The sequence below is a fragment of the Thiocystis violacea genome (assembly GCF_016583575.1).
GTDB classification, from domain to species: domain Bacteria; phylum Pseudomonadota; class Gammaproteobacteria; order Chromatiales; family Chromatiaceae; genus Thiocystis; species Thiocystis violacea.
Genome location: NZ_NRRG01000001.1, coordinates 141228 through 166243, shown reverse-complemented (window position 1 = coordinate 166243; position 25016 = coordinate 141228). Strand labels below are relative to the sequence as shown.

Annotated in this window: 18 protein-coding genes and 1 tRNA gene; 7 read left to right on the top strand and 12 right to left on the bottom strand. The window is 65.3% G+C overall.

Translation table 11 applies throughout. The features are described from left to right. Position 1: 1 nt before the first annotated feature. The 7 genes from pheT to CKO27_RS00650 all read right to left on the bottom strand — a co-directional run bounded on the left by pheT (position 2) and on the right by CKO27_RS00650 (position 7171). Entirely contained in the window at positions 2–2380 is a 2379-nt protein-coding gene (gene pheT / locus CKO27_RS00680; protein WP_200372759.1) for a phenylalanine--tRNA ligase subunit beta, read from the bottom strand. Between the two features lie 134 nt (positions 2381–2514). Continuing rightward, positions 2515–3546 (bottom strand): phenylalanine--tRNA ligase subunit alpha, encoded by a 1032-nt coding sequence (pheS, locus tag CKO27_RS00675; RefSeq protein WP_200372757.1) that lies wholly within the window; start codon positions 3544–3546, stop codon positions 2515–2517. A gap of 119 nt (positions 3547–3665) precedes the next feature. Further along, a complete protein-coding gene (gene rplT / locus CKO27_RS00670) occupies positions 3666–4022 on the bottom strand; it encodes a 50S ribosomal protein L20 (protein ID WP_200372755.1) in 357 nt (118 codons plus the stop codon). Between the two features lie 29 nt (positions 4023–4051). Then, positions 4052–4249 (bottom strand): 50S ribosomal protein L35, encoded by a 198-nt coding sequence (gene rpmI / locus CKO27_RS00665; RefSeq protein ID WP_200372753.1) that lies wholly within the window; start codon positions 4247–4249, stop codon positions 4052–4054. A gap of 153 nt (positions 4250–4402) precedes the next feature. Then, entirely contained in the window at positions 4403–4936 is a 534-nt protein-coding gene (infC, locus tag CKO27_RS00660; protein ID WP_200372953.1) for a translation initiation factor IF-3, read from the bottom strand. Positions 4937–4993: 57 nt separating this feature from the next. Further along, positions 4994–6913, bottom strand: a complete 1920-nt coding sequence (gene thrS, locus CKO27_RS00655; RefSeq protein WP_200372751.1) for a threonine--tRNA ligase — start codon at positions 6911–6913, stop codon at positions 4994–4996. Between the two features lie 181 nt (positions 6914–7094). Continuing rightward, positions 7095–7171 (bottom strand) — tRNA-Val (locus CKO27_RS00650). Between the two features lie 151 nt (positions 7172–7322). Between CKO27_RS00650 and CKO27_RS00645 the strand changes: the two genes are divergently transcribed. The 5 genes from CKO27_RS00645 (at position 7323) to CKO27_RS00625 (ending at position 15162) form a co-directional block, all read left to right on the top strand. Next, complete coding sequence (locus CKO27_RS00645) at positions 7323–8852, top strand: fumarate hydratase (RefSeq protein WP_200372749.1); 1530 nt, start codon at positions 7323–7325, stop codon at positions 8850–8852. Beyond that, positions 8849–9844 (top strand): YhdH/YhfP family quinone oxidoreductase, encoded by a 996-nt coding sequence (locus tag CKO27_RS00640; protein ID WP_200372747.1) that lies wholly within the window; start codon positions 8849–8851, stop codon positions 9842–9844. The genes CKO27_RS00645 and CKO27_RS00640 overlap by 4 nt, the downstream gene beginning before the upstream one ends. Before the next feature lie 398 nt (positions 9845–10242). Beyond that, complete coding sequence (locus CKO27_RS00635; protein WP_200372745.1) at positions 10243–11181, top strand: ABC transporter ATP-binding protein; 939 nt, start codon at positions 10243–10245, stop codon at positions 11179–11181. Continuing rightward, complete coding sequence (locus CKO27_RS00630) at positions 11174–14092, top strand: Gldg family protein (RefSeq protein WP_200372744.1); 2919 nt, start codon at positions 11174–11176, stop codon at positions 14090–14092. The genes CKO27_RS00635 and CKO27_RS00630 overlap by 8 nt, the downstream gene beginning before the upstream one ends. Next, positions 14089–15162: a DUF4340 domain-containing protein gene (locus tag CKO27_RS00625; protein WP_200372742.1), complete on the top strand. Its 1074-nt coding sequence runs from the start codon at positions 14089–14091 to the stop codon at positions 15160–15162. The genes CKO27_RS00630 and CKO27_RS00625 overlap by 4 nt, the downstream gene beginning before the upstream one ends. Before the next feature lie 206 nt (positions 15163–15368). Here CKO27_RS00625 and CKO27_RS00620 read toward each other — a convergent pair whose 3' ends face one another. Next, positions 15369–15626 carry a hypothetical protein gene (locus CKO27_RS00620; protein WP_200372740.1) on the bottom strand — a complete coding sequence of 86 codons (258 nt, stop codon included), beginning with the start codon at positions 15624–15626 and terminating at the stop codon, positions 15369–15371. A 591-nt stretch (positions 15627–16217) separates the two neighbouring features. On the opposite strand from CKO27_RS00620, the gene mtgA reads away from it, so the two are divergent. Further along, positions 16218–17201, top strand: coding sequence for a monofunctional biosynthetic peptidoglycan transglycosylase (gene mtgA / locus CKO27_RS00615; protein WP_338115810.1), 984 nt, complete (start codon positions 16218–16220; stop codon positions 17199–17201). 30 nt (positions 17202–17231) lie between these two features. On the opposite strand, the gene CKO27_RS00610 is transcribed toward mtgA, so the two are convergent. Next, on the bottom strand, positions 17232–17738 hold the full coding sequence (locus CKO27_RS00610; protein ID WP_200372738.1) for a DUF4124 domain-containing protein: 507 nt from the start codon (positions 17736–17738) through the stop codon (positions 17232–17234). A gap of 236 nt (positions 17739–17974) precedes the next feature. Further along, the gene (locus tag CKO27_RS00605) at positions 17975–19030 is read right to left on the bottom strand and encodes a 3-deoxy-7-phosphoheptulonate synthase (protein ID WP_200372736.1); all 1056 of its coding nucleotides are present in this window, start codon (positions 19028–19030) and stop codon (positions 17975–17977) included. Between the two features lie 614 nt (positions 19031–19644). On the opposite strand from CKO27_RS00605, the gene CKO27_RS00600 reads away from it, so the two are divergent. Continuing rightward, complete coding sequence (locus CKO27_RS00600) at positions 19645–22083, top strand: response regulator (protein WP_200372734.1); 2439 nt, start codon at positions 19645–19647, stop codon at positions 22081–22083. 60 nt (positions 22084–22143) lie between these two features. Here CKO27_RS00600 and CKO27_RS00595 read toward each other — a convergent pair whose 3' ends face one another. Both CKO27_RS00595 and CKO27_RS00590 read right to left on the bottom strand, forming a co-directional pair. Then, positions 22144–23817 (bottom strand): methyl-accepting chemotaxis protein, encoded by a 1674-nt coding sequence (locus CKO27_RS00595; RefSeq protein ID WP_200372732.1) that lies wholly within the window; start codon positions 23815–23817, stop codon positions 22144–22146. A 213-nt stretch (positions 23818–24030) separates the two neighbouring features. Continuing rightward, positions 24031–24981 carry a diguanylate cyclase gene (locus CKO27_RS00590; protein WP_200372730.1) on the bottom strand — a complete coding sequence of 317 codons (951 nt, stop codon included), beginning with the start codon at positions 24979–24981 and terminating at the stop codon, positions 24031–24033. Positions 24982–25016: the final 35 nt, after the last annotated feature.

Sequence of the window (25016 nt, the reverse complement as noted above, 5' to 3'; positions counted from 1 at the left end):
TTCAATCCCTCAATCGTGCGCCAAGTTCGGTGGCGAGGCGCTCTAGGATCCGCTCCACCGTTTCTTCAATGAGACCTTCGGTAAGTGTCTGAGAAGAAGACTGTAAAATCAATCCTAAAGCAAGACTTTTTCGACCAGAATCGATGTTCTGGCCGGTGTAGACGTCGAACAGGATCAGCTCGCGCAGCAGCTCGGACGCGACCGAGCGCACGCAGCGGGACACGGCGTCATAGCTAACCTCCCGGTCGACGAGAATCGCCAGGTCGCGGCGGATCCCTGGGAAACGCGAGATCTTGGCGTAGCGCGGCAGCAGGCCGGAACCCAGCGGCGCGATGTCGAGTTCGAACAGAAAGACGTCGGCGTCGAAATCGAGTTTGGCGGCGAGCGATGGATGCAGCATGCCCATGAGACCCACCGGCTCGCCGTCGCGTTCGATCCGTGCGGTCTGTCCGGGATGCAGGGCGGGATGCTCGGCCGCGACGAAGCGGAAGCGCTCGGCGGTGCCGGTGAGGGCGAGCAGGGCTTCGACATCCGCCTTGAGGTCATGGAAGTCGACCGGGCTGGATTTCTGGCCCCACTGCTCGGGTAGGGTTCCACCCATCGCCAGACCGCCGACACCCGGCGTTTGCTCCAGGCCATCGGTTCCGGTGCGAAAACGCAGACCGGTCTCGAAGATCCGGATACGCTCCATTTGGCGCGCCCGATTGTAGGCGGCCGTCTGTAGCAGACCCGGCCAGAGACTGGTGCGCATGACCGACAGCTCGGCGCTCAGGGGATTGGCCAGACGGAGCGTTCGCGCGTCCGGCTCCACCAGGGCCTGTATCTCCGGGCTGACGAAGCTGTAGGTGATGACCTCTTGGAACCCCCGATCGACCAGCGCCAGGCGTGCCCGGTCGAGATCGAAGCTGGTTTCCGCGTCGGACTTGGTGACGGAGGCGGAACTGGCGTGGCTGACCGGGATGAGGTCGTAGCCGTGAATGCGGCCGATGTCGGCGATGAGGTCGACCTCGCGCACCAGGTCGAAACGCGCGCTGGGCGGCCTGACCAGCCAGCCGTCCTCGCGCCGCTCAATGATCATGCCAAGACGTTCGAGGATGTCCTCGATGGTCTCGGCGCTGAGCCGCAGCCCCAGGATCCGGCTGACGCGCTCGGCGCGTAGCGGCAAGGGTTCGGCGCACGGCAGATGGGATTGCGAGCTGACCTCGACCACCGGCCCCGGCTCGCCGCCGACGATGTCCAGTAGCAGGCGCGTCGCCCGCTCGATCGCCCGGACCTGAAGCTGGGGATCGACGCCGCGCTCGAAACGGTGCGAGGAATCGGTGTGGAGACCATAGCGGCGCGCCTTGCCGCTGATGGCGATCGGCGCGAAGAAGGCGCTTTCGAGCAGCACATCCCGGGTCTCGGGGCCGACACTGGTCTCGGCCCCGCCCATGACGCCGGCGAGGGCGACCGCGCGCTCGGCGTCGGCGATGACCAGGGTGTCGGCGCGCAGCGTCGCCTGCTCGCCATTGAGCAGGGCGAGCGATTCGCCCTCCCCGGCCAGCCGCACCCGGATCTCGCCGGACAGCTTGGCCAGGTCGAAGCCGTGCATGGGCTGGCCCAGTTCGAGCAGGACGTAGTTGGTGACATCCACCACGGGGCTGATGGAGCGCAGCCCGCCGCGACGCAACCGCTCGCGCATCCACATAGGCGTGACCGCCTGCCCGTCGATGGCCCGGATGACGCGGCAGACGTAGCGCGGACAGGCCTCCGGAGCCATGAGCCGGACCGGGAAGCGATCCTCGCGGGTGGCCGGAACGGGCGCGATGGCTAGCGGGGTGAGCGGGACGCGATTGATGACCGCGACCTCGCGCGCCAGGCCGGCGAGGCCAAGACAGTCGCCGCGATCCGGGGTCAGATCGACCTCGACGCAGAAGTCGTCAAGAGCGAGCCAGGTTCGGAAGTCCTCGCCCAGCGGGGCGTCGGCCGGGAGCGGCAGGATGCCGTCGGAGGACTCGGCCAGGCCAAGCTCGCTCGCGGAGCAGATCATGCCGAAGGACTCGATGCCGCGCAGCTTGGCCCGCTTGATCTTGAAATCGCCCGGCAGACAGGCGCCGATGGTGGCGACCGGAACCTTCAGGCCCTCGGCGACGTTGGCGGCCCCGCAGATGATCTGGAGCGGCTCGTCCTCGCCGACGTCGACCGAGCAGACCCGCAGCTTCGCGGCGTCCGGATGGGGCGCCACGCTCAGAACCAAACCGACCCTGACACCACTGAAAGCCGGTGCCGCCGGTTCGACCGCGTCCACTTCCAGACCGGCCATGCTGAGCTGGTCGGCCAATTGCTGGGTGTCGACCGGTGGATTCACCCACTCGCGCAGCCAAGCCTCACTGAATCGCATGTCCCGCCTTCCTCTGTCCCGGTCGCGCTCCGAGCATCGCTCGCGACCCTATTGAAATTTCAGACTCTGTCCAAGCGAGCGCATGGAGCCCGACGCTTGTCCAGCCCGACACCACGCACACGCATCCAGCCAGCTCAGGCGAACTGACGCAGGTATCTCAGATCGTTCTCGAAGTTGAGACGGATGTCGTCGATACCGTAGCGCAGCATCGCGAGCCGCTCGACCCCCATGCCGAAGGCGTAGCCGAGATAGCGCTCCGGATCGATGCCGACATGCCGGAACACCTCCGGATAGACCATGCCGCAACCCAGCACCTCAAGCCAGCCGGTCTGTTTGCAGACCCGACAACCCGCGCCGTCGCACATGACGCATTGGATATCGACCTCGGCCGAGGGCTCGGTGAAGGGAAAATAGGATGGCCGGAAACGCAGCTTGAGGTCGCGCTCGAAGAAGTTGGTCAGGAAGTCGTACAAGACCCCCTTGAGATCGGCGAAGCTGACCTGTTCGTCGACCAGCAGGCCCTCGACCTGATGGAACATGGGGGTATGAGTCAGATCGGAGTCGCAGCGGTAGACCCGCCCGGGCGCGATGACCTTGAGCGGCGGCGCCTGCTCCTCCATGACCCGGATCTGCACCGGCGAGGTATGGGTCCGCAGCAGGCGGTCCCGATCAAAATAGAAGGTGTCGTGCATCGCCCGCGCCGGATGGTGCTCGGGGATGTTGAGCGCCTCGAAGTTGTGATAGGCGTCCTCGACCTCGGGGCCTTCCACCACGACGAATCCCGCGTTGGCGAAGAGTCGCTCGATACGCCGCAGCGCGCGGGTCACGGGGTGCAGCCCGCCTGGACGCTGACCCCGTCCGGGCAGGGTGACGTCGATCCGCTCGGCCGCGAGCCGGGCCGCGAGCGCGGCCGTTTCCAGAACCGACTTACGCTCGTCGATCGCCCGCTGAACCGCGTCCTTCGCCAGATTGATCGCCTGACCGGCGGCTGGACGTTCCGCGACCGGCAGGGTTCCCAATTGCTTGAGCAGGACGGTCAATTCGCCGCTCTTACCCAGATAGCGCACGCGCGCCTGATCGAGCGCCATCGAATCGGCGGCCTGGGCGATCGAGGCGATGGCGGCCGCTTGCAGCGAGTCGATACCAAGTCCGGTTTGTTCGGCCATGTTGTAAATCTTCCGGCTGGTGGAGAAGACGGTCGTCGGGCGCCCGACTCCAGGCTAAAGCAAAGAGGGAAAGACCTTGGCCTTTCCCTCTGGCTACGCGCGCAAGGACAGGCGACGGATCAGTCCAGGGCCGCCTTCGCCTGCTCGGCAATGGCCGCGAAGGCGACGCTGTCATGGAAGGCGACGTCCGCCAGCATCTTGCGATCGACCTCGACGCCCGCCTTCTTCAGCCCGTCGATGAGACGGCTGTAGGAGAGTCCGCACTCGCGGGCGGCAGCGTTGATACGGGCGATCCAGAGTGCGCGGAACTGGCGCTTCTTCTGGCGACGGTCGCGATAGGCATATTGCCCGGCCTTGATGACGGCCTGCTTGGCGACACGAAAGACTTTACTTCGGGCGCCGTAATAACCCTTGGCTTCGTCCAGCACCTTCTTGTGCCGGGCGTGGGCGGTTACGCCACGTTTGACTCTTGGCATCTCAACTCTCCGGTCTAGTGTTCAGGCGATCAGCAGTAAGGGATCATCCGTCGCGCGGCCCGCAGATCCGACGGATGGATCCGCTGTGGCGAGCGCAGATGACGCTTCCGCTTGGTCGTCTTCTTGGTCAGGATGTGGCGCCGATGGGAGGCACCGCATTTGACGGCACCGGAAGGCGTGCGCTTGAAGCGCTTCGCGGCTCCTCGATTGGATTTCAGTTTAGGCATGGTACTCAACGACTCCGCTATTGATTCATCGGTTGCGAGGCGACGGACGCCGGCCTACCGCGAGGCCCACTAAAACCTCGGGCGCCCATGGCGCCCGAGGTTCACTCTTGCCGCGCTCGGTTGAATCGCCCCGAGGCCGGCGTCGGATCGTCGCTATTTTTTCTTGGGGCCCAGCACCATGACCATCTGCCGACCTTCCATGAGCGGCTGCTGCTCGACGATGCTGAAGGGGGCCAGGTCGGTCTCGATGCGCTTGAGCAATTCCAAGCCGAGTTCGCGGTGCGCATGCTCGCGCCCACGAAACCGCATGGTGACCTTGGCCTTATCCCCTTCGTTCAGGAAACGGGTCAGGTTGCGTAGTTTGACCTGATAGTCTCCTTCATCCGTCCCTGGGCGAAACTTGACTTCCTTGATCTGAACCTGCTTCTGCTTTTTCTTGGCTTCGTTCTTCTTCTTCTTCTGGTCGAAGAGAAACCGACCGAAATCCATCAACCGACATACCGGCGGTTCCGAGGTGGGCACGATCTCGACGAGGTCGAGACCCGCTTCCTCGGCCATTCCGATGGCCTCGCGCGTGTTGACGACCCCGATCTGATTTCCATCCGCGCCGATCAGCCGGACCTCCGGTATGTTGATCTCTCTGTTGACGCGGTTTCTCTTTGGTGCGGCGATAGCAGGTTCCTCCAGAAACTCAAATAAACACGGCCGGGCGACCGCGGGCGGTCGGGCTCGCCTAGCCGTCCGTCAGTGGATTCGGTTCGAGACCTCTTCGCCCAGGCGGTCGACAAAGGCGTCAAGCGCGTAGGTACCAAGATCCTGGCCCTGGCGGTCTCGAACGGACAGGGAGCGGGTTTCGACTTCCCGGTCTCCAACCACGAGCAAATAGGGCACCCGTTGCAGGGTGTGCTCGCGGATTTTAAAGCCGATCTTCTCGTTTCTCAAGTCCACTTCGGCGCGGAAGCCCTTTGCGCGCAAGGTCTTAGCGACCTCTTGAACATAGTCCGCCTGGCGGTCGGTGATATTGAGCACGACCACCTGAACCGGCGACAGCCAGACCGGCAACAGCCCGGCGTAATGCTCGATCAGGATGCCGATGAAACGCTCCACCGAGCCCAGGATGGCGCGATGGATCATGACCGGAACCTGCTTGCTGTTGTCCTCGGCGATATAATGCGCGCCCAGGCGGCCCGGCATGGAAAAATCCACCTGGATGGTACCGCACTGCCAGGCCCGGCCGATGCTGTCATGCAGGGTGAACTCGATCTTGGGGCCATAGAAGGCGCCCTCGCCCGGCTTGACCCTGTAGTCCAGCCCCTTGTCGGTCAGGGACTGCGCCAACGCCGCCTCGGCCTTGTCCCAGAGATCGTCGGCACCGACACGCTGCTCCGGACGCAGCGAGAGGGCCAGTTCGATCGCGGTGAATCCGAAGTCCTGATAGGTTTCGAACACCATGTCGATCAGGGTCGCGACCTCGGGCTGGAGCTGATTCTCGGTGCAGAAGACGTGGGCATCGTCCTGGGTGAAGCGGCGCGCGCGCATCAGCCCGTGCAGGGTACCGGAAGGCTCGTTGCGATGGACCACGCCGAACTCGGCGATACGCAGTGGCAGGTCGCGATAACTCTTGAGCCCCTGGTTGTAGAGCTGGATGTGACCGGGGCAGTTCATCGGCTTGATGGCGTAATCCCGATCGTCGAGATGGGTCGTGAACATATCGTTCGCGAACTTCTCCCAATGACCGGAGCGCTCCCAGAGCGAGCGATCGAGCACCTGCGGGGTCTCGACCTCCTGGTAGCCGTACTGGTCCAGCTTCTCGCGCATGTAGGCCTCGGCGAGACGGTAGATGACCCGTCCCTTGGCGTGCCAGAAGGCCATGCCGGGCGCCTCGTCCTGGAAATGGAAGAGATCGAGTTGCTTGCCGAGCTTGCGGTGGTCGCGCTTCTCCGCCTCCTCCAGCCGGTGCAGATAGGCGGCGAGTTCCTTCTTGTCACGCCAAGCGGTGCCATAGACACGCTGCAACATGGCGTTGTTGGAATCGCCGCGCCAGTAGGCACCCGCGAGCTTGGTGAGCTTGAAGCCATTGCCGAGCTTGCCGGTGCTCGGCAGGTGCGGGCCGCGGCAGACGTCGAACCAATCGCCCTGGCGATAGATGGAAACCGCCTCGCCCTCGGGGATGATGTCGTCGATGATCTCGACCTTGTAGCGCTCGCCCAGTTCGGCGAAGACCCGCTTGGCCTCCTCGCGATCCATGACCTCGCGCACGATCGGCAGATCGCGCTTGACGATCTCGTGCATCCGCTCCTCGATCCGCTCCAGATCGGCCGGAGTGAAGGGTTCGTCGCGCGCGAAGTCGTAGTAGAAGCCGTTCTCGATCGCCGGGCCGATGGTGACCTGGGTTCCCGGATAGAGCTCCTGGACCGCCTGCGCCATCACATGGGCGGCGTCATGACGCAGCAGCTCGAGCGCCGTTTCCTCGTCCTTGCTGGTGACGATGGAGAGCGCGGCGTCCTGCTCGATCAGATGGGAGGTATCGACGAGTTGGCCATCGACGCGCCCGGCCAGGGCGGCCTTGGCGAGACCCGGCCCGATCGCGAGCGCGACCGCGTGGACGCTGACGGGCTGGTCGAACTGGCGCTGGGAACCATCGGGAAGACTGATCAGAGGCATGTCGGATCCTGGATTCAGTGGTGATCGATACGAGGGATCACGTGATTGGCTCGTCGCGGCTCTGATTGTCGAGGACAACGAACGGCGGCCCGGGCAATAAAAAGGCTGTCAGCCTTCAGCGTTCGACTCTCAGCCGTGGGTGTCCGCTGAAAGCTGAGTGCTGAAGACTGACAGCCAGTGTTGGTAGGCGCGATTGGACTCGAACCAACGACCCCCACCATGTCAAGGTGGTGCTCTAACCAACTGAGCTACGCGCCTGTCGTTCAAGAGCCAGGGATGATACAGAACAGGACTCCAGCGATGCAAGCGTTTTCGCGCCGTGCCCGCCGGCCGAACGCCGGGGCCGTCGAATTGCGCGCGGGGACATGGCTATACTGGCCGAATCAATCCGACGGACTCAGCCAACGACATGACCCAGATTCGCGAATCCGACTTCATCCAGAGCATCGCCGACGCGCTCCAGTTCATCTCCTACTATCACCCGCGCGACTACATCCAGGCGCTCGCGACGGCTTATCAGGCCGAGGAATCCCCGGCGGCGCGCGACGCCATGGCCCAGATCCTCCACAACTCGCGGCTCTGCGCCGAGGGCCATCGGCCGATCTGCCAGGACACCGGGATGGTGGTGGTCTTCCTCAAGATCGGCATGGAGGTTCGCTGGGAGACCAGTCTGAGTATCCAGGCGATGGTCGATGAGGGCGTGCGGCGCGCCTATACCCACCCGGACAATCTGCTGCGCGCCTCCATGGTCAGCCCGCCGATCGGCGCGCGCCGCAACACCGGCGACAACACCCCGGCGGTGGTCCACCTGGAGCTGGTGCCGGGCGACAAGGTCGAGGTACGTCTGGCCGCCAAGGGCGGCGGCTCGGAGAACAAGTCCAAGTTCGCCGTCCTCAACCCAAGCGACAGCCTGGTCGACTGGGTGCTCAAGACGGTGCGGACCATGGGGGCGGGCTGGTGCCCACCGGGCATGCTGGGGATCGGGATCGGCGGCTCGTCGGAGAAAGCGATGCTGCTGGCCAAGGAGGCCCTGCTCGGGCACATCGACATCCACGCACTCAAGGCACGCGGCCCATCCGACCCCATCGAGGAACTGCGGCTGGAGCTGTTCGAGAAGGTCAACGCGCTTGGCATCGGCGCCCAGGGGCTCGGCGGCCTGACCACGGTGCTGGACGTCAAGATCCTCACCTATCCGACCCACGCCGCCTCGCTGCCGGTCGCCATGATCCCCAACTGCGCCGCCACCCGTCACATCGAGTTCACCCTGGATGGCTCCGGCCCCGTGGTCCTGGAGCCGCCGCGCCTGGAGGATTGGCCGGCGATCACCTGGGAACCCGATGCTCAGGCACGGCGCGTCAATCTCGACGGCATCGGGCGCGCCGAGATCGCGACCTGGAAGCCGGGCGAGCGCCTGCTGCTCTCCGGCAAGCTCCTGACCGGGCGCGATGCCGCGCACAAGCGCATCACCGACCTGCTGGAGCGTGGCGAACCCCTGCCCGACGGCGTGGATCTCACCGATCGCTTCATCTACTACGTCGGCCCGGTCGACCCGGTGCGCGACGAGATCGTGGGTCCGGCCGGCCCAACCACCGCGACCCGGATGGACAAATTCACCGAGCCGATGCTGAGCCAGACCGGGCTCATCGGCATGGTCGGCAAGGCCGAGCGCGGCCCGGAGGCCATCGCCTCGATCAAGCGTCACGGCGCGGTCTATCTGATGGCGGTCGGCGGCGCGGCCTATCTGGTCGCCAGGGCGATCAAAAGCTCCAGAATTGTCGCCTTCGAGGATCTGGGGATGGAGGCCATCCGCGAGTTCGAGGTGGAGGACATGCCGGTCACGGTCGCGGTCGATAGTCGCGGCGAATCGGTCCACCAGACAGGGCCAGCCGAGTGGCAAGGACGGATCGCGGGGATTCCGGTGAGGGTGGAACCGGCATGAAGACCTACGCCGCCTTCCGCATCCATCGCGACGAGCAGGGACATCATGCCGGCATCGAGCCACTGCCGATCCCCGAACCGGCACCCGGCGAGGTGCTGATCCGTGTCCAGTATTCGAGCGTCAACTACAAGGACGCCCTCGCGGGCACCGGCCGGGGCAAGATCCTGCGCACCTTCCCGCTGGTCGGCGGTGTCGACGCGGCGGGACGGGTCGAGCGTTCCGAGCATCCGTCCTACCGGGCTGGAGACGCGGTCATCGCCACCGGCTGGGGTCTGAGCTTCGACCATGACGGCGCCTATGCCCAGTACCTCTGTGTCCCCGGTGATTGGCTGGTCCCCATGCCGGAGGGGCTCGACGCACGCGCCGCCATGATCCTGGGCACCGCCGGCTTCACCGCCGCGCTGGCCCTGCATCGGATGCTGGTCAATGGCCAGCGCCCGGAGCTGGGGCCGATCCTGGTGACCGGGGCCAGCGGCGGGGTCGGCTCCATGGCCGTCGCCATCCTCGCGCGGCTCGGCTATGAGGTCGTGGCCGTCTCCGGCAAGCCGGCGCTCCAGGACTGGCTGAAGGGCTTGGGCGCGGCGCGGGTCATCGGCCGCGACGCGCTCGCGGAGGCGCAACGGCCGCTCGAAGCGGCCGAATGGGGCGGGGCGATCGACAATGTCGGCGGCGAGCTGCTGGCCCAGATCACGCGAACCACGGTGCCGAACGGCAACATCGCGGCGATCGGACTGGCGGGCGGGCACGAGTTGCACACCAGCGTCATGCCCTTCATCCTGCGTGGCGTAAGCCTGCTCGGCTGCAATTCGGTGGATGTACCCAACCCGCTGCGCGCCGAACTCTGGGGCCATCTGGCGGGCGACTGGCGACCCGCCGCGCTCGCTTCGATGGCGACCGAGACCATCGGTCTCACCGGGCTGCCCGAGGCGTTCGAGCGGCTGCTCGCCGGCCGGACCCACGGCCGGATCCTGGTACGGCTCGACGAGGACTGAAGCGACGGCTTCCGGGGCCGTCCGTACCCGATCGAAAGCCCGGAATTGGACAGGATTAACAGGATTCTTCAAGATTTACAGGATTAAAAAACAGAGCGTTAAAAATCCTGTCAATCCTGCGAAATCCTGTTAATCCTGTCTATGACGAGGCGGATCGCGGGTATAAGGTCTCCCGGAAATCACCTAAACAAAGTTTAACCCTGGCCGAACAGTCTTAACACTCGGCTTATCAGTCTGATTTTAAATCTATTTTTTCGATCGATGGCCGGGCGGGGCCAACCCGCCCGGTCCGCCCCCCTTGCATGACGCCACCAGCTTGGTTGAAATCCGCGCCCGTAAGCGGCTCTTCGGCCGTCGCCCCCATTCCAACCGCGAGCAATCGAGACAGGAGAGACTCAATGATCGAGGTTCGTCAGCTCAGTCGCCGTTACGGCGAGCTCAAGGCGGTCCAGGACGTCTCGTTCCGTATCGGAACTGGCGAGATCGTCGGTCTGCTCGGCCATAACGGCGCGGGCAAGACCACCATCATGAAGATGCTCACCGGCTATCTCGAACCCAGTGCCGGGAGCATCCAGATCGATGGACTGGACATCGCCGAGCAGCGTCGCGAGGCGCAACGACGCATCGGCTATCTGCCTGAAAACTGCCCCCTCTACCCCGAGATGACGGTGCTCGACTACCTGGATTTCCAGGCGTCGCTCCAGGGTCTCGGCCCCGACCGGCGCTCCGCCGCCATCCGCCGCGCGGTGGAGCGCACCGAGCTGGGCGCCAAGGCGACCGCCAGCATCGGCACGCTCTCGCGCGGCTATCGTCAGCGCGTTGGCGTGGCCCAGGCGATCCTGCACGAGCCCCGCATCCTCATCCTGGACGAACCGACCAACGGACTCGACCCCTCGCAGATCCAGCACATGCGCGGTCTGGTGCGCGAGCTGTCGGCCGAGGCGACCCTCATCATCTCGACCCACGTCCTGCAAGAGGTCGAAGCGGTCTGCGGGCGCGTACTCATCATGCGTGGCGGGCGGCTCGCGCTGGACAGCCGGCTCGACGCCATCGGCCGTCAACCCCGGCTGCTGGTCAGCCTGGACCGCGAGCCGACCGAGGCGGAACCGGTCCTCTCGGGCCTGGCCGGCATCGGCGCGGTCCGCTTCCTGGATCGGGACGCCGGACTGAACCGCTTCGCGCTGGAGACGTCCGACATCCGCGCCAGTTCGCCCATCGTGGCCCAGGCGGTCGGCGAGCGCGGCTGGCCGCTCTACGGACTGGAAGCGGAACGGCAGGACCTGGAGGCGCTGTTCGGCGCCGTGACCCTGGAACGGAAGGAGGTGGCCCATGGGTGATGTCATGCGCGTGGCGCGCCGTGAACTGGCGGCCTTTTTCGGTTCCCCGGTGGCCTACATCTTCATCGGAACCTTCCTGGCGGTCTGTCTCTTCGTCTTCTTCTGGGTGGACGCCTTCTTCTCCCGCAACATCGCGGACGCCCGGCCACTGTTCGAGTGGATGCCGGTCCTGCTGATCTTTCTCTGCGCCGCGCTCACCATGCGGCTCTGGAGCGAGGAGCGACGCGCGGGTACGCTGGAGACCCTGCTGACCCTGCCGGTGGCGACGCCCAAGCTGGTGCTCGGCAAGTTCCTGGCGGCCATGGGCCTGGTGAGCGTGTCGCTCGCCCTGACCCTGCCGCTACCCATCACGGTCGCGCTGCTCGGGCCGCTCGATTGGGGTCCGGTCCTAGGCGCCTATCTGGCGACCCTGCTCCTGGCCTCGGCCTATCTGTCGATCGGGCTCTTCGTCTCCTCGCGGACCGACAACCCCATCGTGGCCCTGATCGGCGCGACCCTGATCAGCGTCCTTTTCTATGTGATCGGCTCGCCGGCCCTCACCAGCCTGGTCGGTCACGGCGGCGGCGAGATCCTGCGTCTGCTCGGCAGCGGCGCGCGCTTCGAATCCATCACGCGCGGCGTGATCGACCCGCGCGATCTCTATTACTACCTGAGTCTGGTCGGCGCCTTTCTGGCCTTGACGGTCTACAGCCTGGAGCGGCTGCGCTGGGCGGAGCGCACCGCCAATCCGCGTCACCATCGTCGCTGGTCGCTGGCCACGGGTCTGACGGTCGCCAACCTGCTCGCGGCCAATCTCTGGATGCCGGGCGTCGCCGGCGTCCGGACGGATCTCACCGAGGGTCGGCTCTACACCATCTCGGAGGCGACCCGCACCTATCTGGATCAGCTCCAGGAGCCGCTCTTGATCCGGGGCTATTTCAGCGCCGAGACCCATCCGCTGCTGGCCCCACTGGTCCCCCAACTGCGTGATCTGCTGGAGGAGTATCAGGTGGCCGGCAAGGGCAAGGTCCGCGTGGAGATCGTCGACCCTCAGCGCTCGCCCGAGCTGGAGCGCGAGGCGGGCGAGCAGTACGGCATCCGCCCGGTGGCCTTCCAGACCGCCACCAAGTACCAGGCCGCCGTGGTCAATTCCTATTTCGACATCCTGGTGAAGTACGGCGACCAATTCGAAACCCTGGGTTTTCAGGATCTCATCGACGTCAAGGTCCGGAGCGAAACGGATCTAGAGGTGCGTCTGCGCAATCCCGAGTACGACCTGACCCGCACGGTCAAGAAGGTGCTCTATGGCTACCAGGGTGGCGGCGATCTCTTCGCCAACATCACCAAGCCACTGCGTCTGAAGGGATTCGTCTCGTCTTCCGAACAGCTTCCCGAGCCACTGCCGGAACTGCGCCAGGCGCTGGAGTCGCACCTGGCCGAACTGGCGGAACGATCACAGGGGCGTTTCAGCTTCGAGATCCAGGATCCGGCGGCCGGCGATGGCACCCTGGCCAAGACGATCCAGGAGCAATACGGCTTCGAGCCCCTGATGGTGAGCCTGCTCGATCCCACGCCCTTCTATTTCTATCTTGTGCTGGAGGGGGGCGATCAGGTCGTGCCGATTCCTCTGCCCGAGACGCTGGACAGCGCCGGGCTTGAACGCGCCATCGAGGCCGGAATCAAGCGCTTCGCGCCCGGCGTGCTGCGCACGCTCGCCCTTTACACGCCGCCGTCCGCGCCCAATCCGCTCGGCATGGGCGCGCCCACGGGTGGCGACTTCGGGCTGCTGCGGCAAAGCCTGCAAGACGGCTTCAGTGTGCGTGAGACGGATCTCTCCTCGGGACAGGCGCCGGAGGATACGGATCTGCTCATGGTTGTCGGTCCGGAGTCGCTGGGTGAGAAGCCGCGTTTCGCCATCGACCAGTTCCTGATGCAGGGCGGCACCGTCATCCTGGCCGCCTCCAGTTTCAACCTGGACCTCGCTGGCGGAAACATCGCGGCGCGCAAGGCGAGCACGGGGCTAGAGGACTGGCTCGGGCACCACGGCCTGACGCTGGAGCCTTCACTGGTGCTGGATCCGCGTAACACGCCCTTCCCCATCCCGGTACAGCGCGATCTCGGCGGCTTCGTCGTCCAGGAGATCCAGACCCTGGATTACCCCTATTTCCCGGACATCCGTGACGACGGACTGGCGGAGGACAACGCCATCACCGCTAATCTGGGTCAGATCACCCTGAACTGGTCGTCCCCGATCCAGGTGGACACACAGAAGAACGCCGGGCGCAAGGTCACGCGCCTCATCCAAAGCTCTTCCGAAGCCTGGACCAGCGACTCCGAGAACATGCAACCAGACTTCGACGCCCATGGCACCTTCGGCTTCCCGACCGGCCAGGACCAGGGTCGCAAGCTCCTGGCGGTGGCGATCGAGGGACGCTTCCAGTCACCCTTCGCGGGACGTCCATCGCCGCTGCTCGTCAAGGAGGACGCCGAGGCCGCGCCCAAGGGTGAAGCCGCCGAGACAGCCGAGGACGGCGAGACCGATAAGACCCCGCCGGTCATCTCCGGCGTGGTCGAGTCCTCGCCCGATTCCGCGCGCCTGATCCTGATCGGCTCCGCGAGCTTCCTCACGGATACCGCCATCGGCCTGGCCAACGAGGCGACCCAGAGCCGTTATCTCAAGCCCATCGAGCTGATGCAGAACGCGGTCGACTGGTCGCTGGAGGATCCAGGGCTCCTGGCCCTGCGCGGACGCGGCCAGTTCAGCCGCATGCTCGACCCCATCGGGCAAGAGCGGCGTGTCTTCTGGGAGTCCCTGAATTATCTGCTGGCGCTTGGCGGACTGCTGCTCGTCTACTGGATTCATCGCCGCGCCCGCGCCCGCCGCGCGCGGATCCATGCCGCCATTCTTGGTCACGGAGGTACAGGTTCATGACATCGACCCATGCGACATCGACCGGCACGCCCTCTAGCGGCGCAAGGACCGATCTCCGGTGGAGTTCGGATCTGCGCTCGCCCCTGGTGCTGGGGCTCGTGCTTCTACTCGGCCTGCAACTCTTCATCGCCCTGGGCCAGAGCCTGAGCGGCTCCGGAATGACCGCCCTGGATCCCCGGACACCCCTGTTTGACTTCACCACCGATCAGGTCACCCGGATCCTGATCGAGGGCTCGGACGGCGGCGAGCAGGCCCACCTGGAGCGTCGGGACGACGGGCGCTGGGTCATCGGCGACCTGGCCGGCTTCCCGGCGGCCGGGACCAAGGTCGATCAGCTCCTCAAGGGGGTCGCCGAACTCAAGCGTCCCCTGCCGATCGCCACCAGCGAGGCGGCGCGCAAGCGCTTCAAGGTCGCCGACGAGGGTTTCGCGCGGCGCCTGACGCTGGAGGGCCGGGACGGTCGCCTCGGGACGCTGATCCTGGGCGACACCCCCGGCTTCCGCCGTCTGTTCGGCCGCCCGGCGGACGACCCGGCCGTCTACGATCTGGCGCTTGCCCTATCCGATGTCTCCAACCGGCGCGACGATTGGATCGACAACGGTCTGCTGCGGCTCGACCAGGAGAAGATCGCCGGTATCCGCGGCGCGGACTGGGCGCTGACCAGGACGGCCGAGGGCTGGAGGTTCGCGGACAGCGACGAGGCCATCGACCAGGACGCAGCGAATCGAGCCGCCATGAGCCTGGCCAATCTGGGCTACCGAGGCGTGCTCGGAACCGAGGAGGATCCTGCCTACAACCAACAAACGCCCAAGCTCGGGATCGAGATCCAGCTTGCCGACGGTGGCGCGCGGTCCTATCGCGTCTCCCAAGTCGGGGAGAGCGAGGACTATGTCCTCAAGGACGCGGATCGGCCCTACTATTTCAAGCTATCCAAATACGATCTGGATGGCTTGATTGATCTGGACAAGTCCAAGCTGACGGCGCCAGCCGAAACGGCAACGACTGAAAACGAGTCCGGGTCAGAGACCGAACCCAGGCCGGCGACCGAGCCCGCGCCCGAGACGCCTTGACCGGCGGCAGGAAAGGGCAAAGCGACAATCGTGTGATCGATCGCATGGATCCAATCCTTACGCCGCTGCGGCGCCCGCTGGAGCACCGCCAATCCGCAGCGATAGACCCACCGTGGTATAGGCGGGAAGGCTCAGCGGCAACCAGGGCGCAAGCAGGTGCGGCACGCGGGCACCCGGCGGCGGCCGAGCCCGGCACTCAGGTACATCTACAGTGTCAATGGCATGACCAGGAGCGAATGCTGATGACCAAACGGGGGCGACAGGGCGAGACGCTGGGCCGCCTCCCCCGAGTCGCCTTCCTCGCCGACAGGGGTTGGTGACCGGTGCGCGTCCGATGGCTTGCCCTCACGCTCCGCCGCCAGTGCCCGCTCTTTCCAGGACGCGCGGCTCGCTTCCAGATCCTGGATCTTGACCGGCGCCGCGCGGACGTCGCGGCTTATCCAGGGCTTTGGCCTTCCACGCATCGCGCGATTTCTGGACAGTCGGGCCACGGGACTCTTGAAGATCTCCATCCGCGCTTGCTTTCTCACATCCGCCTGTCAGGTCATCGCGCCGCAAGGTCTGCCCTGAGAGGCGACGCGGGCTGTCGAGCCCCGGCCCGCGGGACAACAACGGGGCAGGTCACCGACCTCTCCAGCGACACACAATCCGCATGAATCATCGGGCGCGTTTTGGCGTCGGATTGAACTCCCCAGGCGCATGGATTGACCGCGTTGGTGGCGCGGATGTCGGGGCGAATGAATTCGCCCCGACAGGATGCCGCGCGACATCCACGTCGAGCACGTCGATCCGAGCCTTGGAACTGTGGCCGGGCGGACCATCCCAGTATGAAGACAATTGATGACACGCCCTCGGCCTGTCCCCGCTGAAAACAGATCACCGCCGACCGGTATCCCTCGTTGTTCCATCATCGACAGGGGCATCGCGTCGATAATCCCGCGAAGCGAATCCTGCCCAGTTTCGCTCGGTCGGCGGAAACGCCTCTTGATCGTCCCTTGTGTTTTGGTGCACATAGACGTGACTCACTGAAATCGGCCGGATCCTCGACCTACCTTTTGGACTTTCTCACGCCTCTTGCCCGCTTCTGGTCGCGCGTCTCGCGCCAGGATGAGCGCGCCCCCCAGGATTCCGCTCCGACCCTGGCCCAAACCGGGCTTACCGACAGGGTCGAAGACTCGGTCTGGCCAGCCGCCCCATCGGAGCGCGTCGAAACGCCGCTGTCCGCCGTTCTCGTCGAAGGTGGGGAGGAAGCGGCGGAGCCGGATCTCGGCAGGCCGGATAGCTCCGGGGAATCCAGCCCGAAAACCCCGCTCCGCCTGGGGCCACGGGCTGTTATCCGGGATCGGATGCTCCTGGCCTGGCACTGGATTCGGCATTTGCCGGTGCTCCTAGTGCTGGCGAGTCTGGTGCTGGTCGTCGGTTTGCGTTGGGTGAATCCGCCCGCCTCGGCTTTCATGCTGCGCCATGCCTTCAACGTCTGGCGTCTCAATCAGAGCCAGCCCTATTACCAGCATGCCTGGATTGACTGGGAGCGAATGCCGGCCAGCATCAAGCTGGCCGCGATCGCCGGCGAGGACCAGCGTTTTCCGAGCCATCTGGGATTCGACCTGATCGAGATCCGTCACGCGATCCGGGACCATCGGTCGGGAGAGCGCCTGCGCGGGGCGAGCACCATCAGCCAGCAGACCGCCAAGAATCTCTTTCTCTGGCCAGGCTCGGGCTGGGAACGCAAACTGTTGGAGGGATGGTTCACACTGATGATCGAGACCCTCTGGTCCAAGGAGCGGATCCTGGAGGTCTACCTCAACATCGCGCAGTTCAGTCCCGGCACCTACGGCATCGAGGCGACCAGTCAGCGTTACTTCGGCCATTCCGCGAGCGAACTCGCTCTGGAGGAAGCAACTCTATTGATCGGGGTGCTGCCGGGGCCTGGGAATTATCAATTGGACCAGCCGTCCGAGCGGCTCCAGCGCCGCGCGGCCTGGATCATGGATCAGACCCAGCGGCTTGGCGGAAACCGTTATCTCCGACGTTTATGAGGAAGGGGCGACCTATCGGATGGTGGCCGCTCAGTCGCAATGGCGATCCACGAGCGCCTGGTGATAAGCGAGCTTGCTGTCGTTCTGGTCCTTCTCGGAGCGGGTGCGGTAGCCCTTCATCACCTTCTGTTTCCACTTGGCGACCTCGCCGCGATGCTTGGCGCACTTGGCCGGATCCAGCTCCGAATTCCTGTCGGGCCTGGACGCCGTCCGCTGGGCCTCGGCCTCTTTCCTGGCCTTGAGACGCGCGCGGGTCAGGGCCTCGCGCTCCGCGCGCATGCGCGCCGCCTGGCCGCCGACCGAATAATCCTCGGCGGACGAGCCGGTCTCTCTACCGTCCGGCCCGCGGATGTCGACCTGGAGCCGGTTGGCCTCGGCGCTATCGGCGCGCCCATCGCAAGCGGTTTGCTGATAAGTGATCCGGCCGTTGGGCTGTTGGCATTTATAGAGCGCGGCCCAGGCCGGATGGAGCGCGAGCCCGAAAAGGGTCAGGCCGAGCAGGAGTCGGACCAGGGATAAGGAGCGGGGAACTGGCATGACCTATCTCCGTTGCGTGCCCGGTACTGGGTCGCGAGACCCGATCCGACGCTGGATCGACCCTCGCCCTCTCAGGCGTCGGACCTTACAGCAAACAACGCGGAGTGTGCAATCGGTGGGTAGCGAGGGCGCGGCGCGGGTTCGGCGGGAGGCCAGGAAATGCGATCCCGCCGCCCGGCTCCCAGGGCAAGGCGGCGGCGCCCGCTCGTTCGAATTGGTTCGCGGCTGGGTCTGGCTCAGCAGCACTCGCGCCGCTTCGCGCTCGCCTCGGCCAGCTCATGCAGCATGGGCTCGGTATCGTCCCAGCCGACGCAGGCGTCGGTGATGCTCTGGCCGAAGATGAGGTCGTCGCAGGCGCCCGGATTCTGGCTGCCGGCGACCAGATGGCTCTCGATCATCACGCCGATGATGCGCCGGTCGCCGCGCGCGATCTGGCCGGCGACATCCCGACAGATGCGGATCTGCTTCTCGGGCCGCTTGCCGCTGTTGGCGTGGCTGAAATCGATCATGATCTTGGGGCTAAGGCCCGCGGCCGCGATCTGCTCGGCGGCGATGTTGACGCTCTCGGTGTCGTAGTTCGGCCGCTGCCCGCCACGCAGGATGATGTGGGTATCCACGTTGCCGGTGGTGCTGAAAATGGCGGACTGACCATCCTTGGTCACGGACATGAAGACGTGCGGGCGCGCGGCGGCATGGATGGCGTCGATGGCCACCTTGACGTCGCCGTTGGTCGCGTTCTTGAAACCGATCGGGCAGGACAGACCCGAGGCCAGTTCGCGATGGCCCTGACTCTCCGTGGTGCGCGCGCCGATCGCGCCCCAACTCACCTGGTCGGCGATATATTGGGGACTGATGAGGTCGAGGAATTCGGTGCCCGCCGGCATGCCCATGTCGTTGAGATCCGCCAGGAGCTTGCGGGCAACGCCGAGACCCTTGTTGATCTCGAAGCTGCCATCCAGGTTCGGATCATTGATGAGCCCCTTCCAGCCAACCGTGGTGCGCGGTTTCTCGAAGTAGACGCGCATGACGACGATCAGATCCCTGGCGAGCGCCTCGCGCAGCGGATTGAGCCGCCCGGCGTACTCCAGCGCCGCCTCGGGATCGTGAACCGAGCAGGGACCGACCACCACCAGCAGCCGGTCGTTGCTGCCGTGAAGGATGCGTTGGATCGCGTGGCGGCTGTTATAAACGGTGTCGGCCGCCACCTCCGAGAGGGGATATTCCTGGTGCAATTCCCTCGGCGAGCGGACTTCGGTGATGTCGCGGATGCGCAGATCGTCTGTACGGTGCATGGCTAGAGGCTGGAGCGGTTCGGAAAGCGATCCAGTATAAACCTAGCGAGGCTTCGTCTCAGACCGACGAATCATGGGATGGCCCCGGTTGATCGTCCGAAGCCGCTAAACTCCGGATGTAGCCGCGTGTGCGGCGGGTCGGCGTCACGCCCGATCAGTCAACCGGGGCCAACGACAAGGATAGGACAGACCGTCGCGGAAATGATGACACGCCCTAGCTCGGTCCTCGGTCCTGGCCCGATTCCGGCCACTCGAACGCTCCCTGGCGGCGATCGGGAACGCCTCCGACCCTCTCTTCTGGCGCGAGGGCTTGGGGGCTGACGACCGCCAGTGCTTCCTTGACCGAACGGAGTTGATTATAGTGCCCGGGTCATGGGACTCGGCTGGAACGGCTGTCTCCTGCCTGGTCCGGGACCATGAGAACCCTTGAGGTAGCGGGCTGGACCCGATCCGATCGCCGCCGCCGGACAAGCCATCGACCTCCCCTGGGTCGCCGTGCCCTGGCAACCGACAGGGGACTCGCATCACCGGCGCGGATTCCGGCCGCGCGCCCTATCGGGCCGCGCCGACCTCACGAGATATCGAGCACCGTCCAGGTCAAGCCATCAGCGACCATGATTCCCTCAACCGCCACCGAGCTGCTGTATGAACTGTCGCGGGCGATCGGCGACGCCGGGGAACTGGAGCCCATGCTCCACCGGTTCCTGGTCGAGATGCACCGCCTGCTCGATGGGCGCGGTGGCGCCATCCTGGAGTCGCGGGCCTCGGAGCCGACCGGCTCCGGCCAGCCTCCGGTTGTCCAGATGCTCCCCAACCAACTGCCGCGCGACCCCGCCTATAGCGGTTTCTGGGAGCGCTGGTCGTCGGCCTCGCTCGACGCCGCGCTGAACGCGCGTACCGACGCCTTACCGATCGTCGACAGCGACGCGCAAGGCATCGTCCATGTCTTTCGTCTGCCCCACTTCGGGATCCTGATCTTCCTGCGCGACCCGGCGACTGGCGTCCTGAGCACGGATCTTCAGCAGGGCATCGGCCTGCTCGCGGGCACGCTGGCCCAGGCCGCGCGCGCCTGCCGGTTCGCGCAAGAGGCGCGCCGCCAGGCCCAGCGCCTCGGGCAGACCGGGGAGTTGGCCGGCATCGGCGTCTGGGAGTGGGACATCGACAGCGATCGCCTGGATTGGGATGCCCGCATGCCGGGGACTTTCGGCCTCCAGGCCGATGACTTCCATGGCCATCTGTATGACTGGATTCAGCGCCTCCATCCCGAGGACCGGACCCCGACGCGCGAACTGATCAACGATGCCCTGCGCGGCCAGGACGACTTCGAGCTTGAGTACCGGATCATCCGCCCCGACGGCCAGGTGCGTTACCTGCGCGACCGGGCCAGGATCATACTGGCGCCGAACGGGCTCGCCCATCGTGTCTTCGGGGTCAATGTCGACATCACCCCCAGCCGATTGGCCGAGCAGGCCCTGATCCAGGCACGCGACCTTGCCGAATCGGCCAATCTCGCCAAGAGCCGGCTGATCGCCAATATGAGCCACGAGATACGGGCACCCCTGAACGGCATCCTGGGGCTCAGCGAGCTTGCGCTGGATACCCGGCTCGACCCGACGCAAAGGGACTACGTCACCATCATCCGGTCATCGGCGGAGGGGCTGCTCGGAATCCTGGGGGACATCCTCGATTTCGCCAAGATCGAGACCGGAGGCATGCGGATCGAGGAAATCCCCTTCAGTCTCTCGGTCATGCTCACGGAAATGGTCGCCTCGCTCGCGACCACCGCCAAACGCAAGGGACTGGACATCGTCTACGACCAAACGGACGAACTGCCGCCGCGCAGCCTGGGCGATCCGGGGCGGATCCGGCAGGTGTTGGCCAACCTCTGCGACAACGCGATCCAACTCGCCGACGATGGCGAGATCCGCGTCCAGGCGCGGGTGCTCGCCGGCGAGGATCCCTATCTGGACCAGATCCAGTTCTCGATCCTGGACCAGGGCGCGGGGTTTCTCTCCGGCGACATCCAGGCGCTGTTCGGCGCGCATGACGACCTTGATCCCGCGATCGCTCGAAAATTCGGCGGAGCCGGACTCGGCCTGAGTATTTGCGCCCGCCTGATTGATCTCATGGGTGGGCGGATCTGGGCCGACAGCCAGGATGAGGGCGGCGGCTGCCACTTCACCCTTCCGCTGCCCAGGCTACAACCCACGCCAGCGCCCTTGCCGCCGATGGAGTCCTGGCCAAACAAGCGCGCGCTCATCGTCGACGACGATCCGACCAGCCGCCGGACGCTCGTCTACTGGTTCAAGCAATGGGGATTCGCGGTCGAGGAGGCGAGCAATGGGCGCCAGGCGCTTGAGCGGGCGCGCGAACGTCACGCCGAGGGAGTGCCCTTCGATGTCCATCTGTTCGATTCGGCGCTGCCCGAGATCGACGGTTTCTCACTGGCACGACGGCTGTCCGAGGAAGGTCTGGCCGAGCATGGACGCCTGATCATGATCTCCTCCTCCGGACACCGAGGCGACGCCCAACGCTGCCGGGATCTCGGAATCGATGCCTTCCTGACCAAGCCGGCGACCCCGCTGGAACTTCGGGAAACCCTCACCAGTATCCTGAACGCCTCCGAACGCCGCGACCCAGGTCCGCTGCTGACCCGACACGATCTGATCGAGCACCGTCGACGGCTAAGGATCCTTCTGGTCGAGGACAACGAGGTGAACCAGAAGCTGGCAGGCGCCCTTCTGAGGGAGTGGAACCACGAGGTGGTGATCGCCAGCGATGGGCGCATGGCGATCGAACACTTCCGACCCTCGACCTATGATCTGGTCTTCATGGATCTCTACATGCCCATCATGGACGGGATCGAGACCGCGCGCGCGATCCGTCGGATCGAGCAGGGTCTGAGCCGCACACCCATCATCGCCATGACCGCGCACAGCCTGGAGAGCGACCGCGAGCGCTGTCTGGAGGCCGACATGGACGAGCACATCGCCAAACCGCTCCAACCCAGGATCCTTGAGGATCTGGTGCAAAGATTCACGCAAACGCATTGATCAAGCGATTACATCGAGCGCGCCCGCTGGCCCGCGGACGCGGGCCAGCGCGCGAGCCGATCAGATCCTGAACCAGGACACCCGCTCCTGGAGCAGGCTGGCCAGATCGGCCAACTGTTCGCTGGCGGTCGCGATATGCGAGGAACCGACAGCCGTCTGATCGATCGTCGCCGAGATGGTGTGGATGTTGCGGTTGATCTCCTCGGCCACGGCGGTTTGCTCTTCCGCCGCGCTGGCGATCTGCCGGTTCATGTCGTTGATGCTCGTGATCGAGGCGCTGATACTCTGGAGCGACTCGCCGGCGAGGCGCGCCTGGGAGACGCTCTCGCGCGCCATCGCCTGACCCTTCGCCATCACCCGCACGGCACCGACCGAGCCATTCTGCACGCGCTCGATCTTCTCCTGGATATCCTGGATCGAGGATTGGGTGCGGCTGGCCAGGGTCCGCACCTCGGCCGCGACGACCGCGAACCCACGTCCCTGCTCACCGGCGCGCGCCGCCTCGATGGCCGCGTTCAGAGCCAGCAGATTGGTCTGCTCCGCCACGCCCCGGATCACGTCCAGCACCGCGCCGATCTCACGACTGTCGTCGGACAGGCGCGCGATCACCTCGCTGGCGGACTCCACCTCTTGGGCCAGGAGATCGATCGCGGCGATCGTCTGGGTGACGACCTGTCCGCCCGCCTCGGTCTCCCGGTCGGTTTCCTGGGCGGCGCGCGCGGCCGCCGCGGCGTGGCGCGCGACCTCCTCGACCGTCGCCGTCATCTGGTTCATCGCGGTGGCGACCTGATCGGTCTCCGACTGCTCCACCCGCACCTGCTCGCGTGTTTGCTCGCTCGTCGCCGAGAGCTGGACCGCCGCCGCGGCCACCTGCGAGCTGGCGGTCGAGACCTCCCGCAGCAGGCGCTTCATGTTCTCGACCATCCGCGAGAGCGCCGCCAGGAGACTGGTGTCGTCACCCGCGCGAAGCTCGACCGGCGTCGCCAGATCGCCCTCGGCGAGCCGGTTGACGATCGCCACCACCACGGCGGGTTCTCCGCCCAACTGACGGAGCGTATCCCGCGTGATATAGACGCCGAGCAGGACGGCCAGGGTCAAGCCCAATCCGATTCCTACCCCATAGAGCTTGACCATGAGATCGCCTTCCCTCAATCCCGCGCCAAGCAGGTCATCGGCGCTCTTGTTCCTGAGCGCGACCAAGGACTCGATGAGCACCCCCACCCGATCGGAAACGAGAAAAGTCGCATCGACCGAGCGACCGTACTCCCCGAGCAGCGCGGAATAGGCATCGGGATCCGATACCTGAGTCATACGCCCCGCCAGGGCATCCAACTCGCGGTAATTGGCCCGCCAAGTCGCGTAGTCGCTCTTCAGCGCCGTGAACACGGCCTGTTCGTCGACGGATTGAGGAAGCTGCTCGTATAGCGCGAGCGTATCCTCGACGATCTTCCAGGAGGCCACGCGCTGGCGCATGACCTGTTCGATCACCGCGTTGGTCTCCGGACCCCAGGTGGTCAGGCCCTTCACCTCGTAGGTCTGACCGCGAATATTGATACGTTCGTAGTTGAGCCGATTTAGCTGCACGATCGCCGGCAGGGATTCCCGGCTCATGCCGATCAGGTGGTCACGCATGCTCAGCTCTCCCTTGATCCCGAACAGGCCGACGATCAGGATGATCGTCGCCAGGGACAAAAAGCCGACGGCCAGCTTCACGCTCAATCGAATCTTCTTCATTAGGTGCTGCTTCCTGTTTCGAGGCCCTGCTTGATGGCCAGGACCGGGCCGATGAGGCAACTCCGGGTCGCCCGAGAGGATGGGATGCGCATCGCGGACACCCGGCCATCAGGCAACGCGGAGCAGGCCCGGAGATATTCCGAGCCAGTCCATCCGAGGAAGCGTCAGCCGAAGGGTCCGCTCGACATTCGCTGGGGAGTCTAAGCGAAGCGATCAGTTGGAAGTGCCAACCGGATCACTGCGTTTGTAATCGGCGCCGGTCGCCACCGCAAGCACGCAGTTGCTACCCGCCCGCTTGGCGGCGTAAAGCGCCTCGTCAGCCTGCCGATAGAGCTGATCCATATCCATGCCGTTGCGATAGGTCGCGGCGCCGATGCTCAGGCTGATCCTGACCCGCTCGCCGGCATCGCTCTCGATGATCAGCTCCAAAACGGCCCGCCGAATCCGTTCCGCGCACTCCAGGGCGTCCGCCAGTCCGGTCGAGGGCAGCAGCACGACGAACTCGTCGCCCCCCATCCGCACGCAGAGATCGGCCGTCCGCGTCACCCCCATGAGGGTATCGGCGACCTGACACAGCAACCGATCGCCGAGTGGGTGGCCGAAGGTGTCGTTGACGCTTTTGAAATGATCGAGATCCATCACCAGCATCGAGATCGGTTGCCGATGCCGCAGGCTGTCCGCCACCCATTGAGCCCCCTGGAGCGTCAAGGCCCGGCGATTGCCCAGCCCGGTAAGCGGATCGCGTTCCAATTGCTGACTGACACGGGTGAAACGCAAGGCGTTCTGAAGGGCCGGACCCGCCAGACCCAGCAGGCTCTCGATGTGAAGCTGGTCATCCTCCGAGAAGCGGCGGCCACGCATCAGCTTGAGGATGCCCATCTCCTGGCCATTCAGCGTTAGGGCATATTCGAGCCGATGCCGATCCGGCTTGCCGCCCGACAACCGCTGATCGCCGAGCGGGCTCTGGTATTCCCATCCGCTGTGATCCACGAGTTCGCGGAGGAAGTCGTTGAGCGTGATCACCACCTGATCGAGTTCCAGGGAAGCCGTGATCGCCTGCAGGAACCGAATGGTATCGATGGCCTCGTAAGGCTGGCGGAGGCCCGGCTCGGCCGATGAAATGAGCGTCAGGCGTGGCGTATCGGCTTGATTGTTGGGCGGCACGGGACGTCCCCGAAGGAATGGTTCGTGCTCGTGTA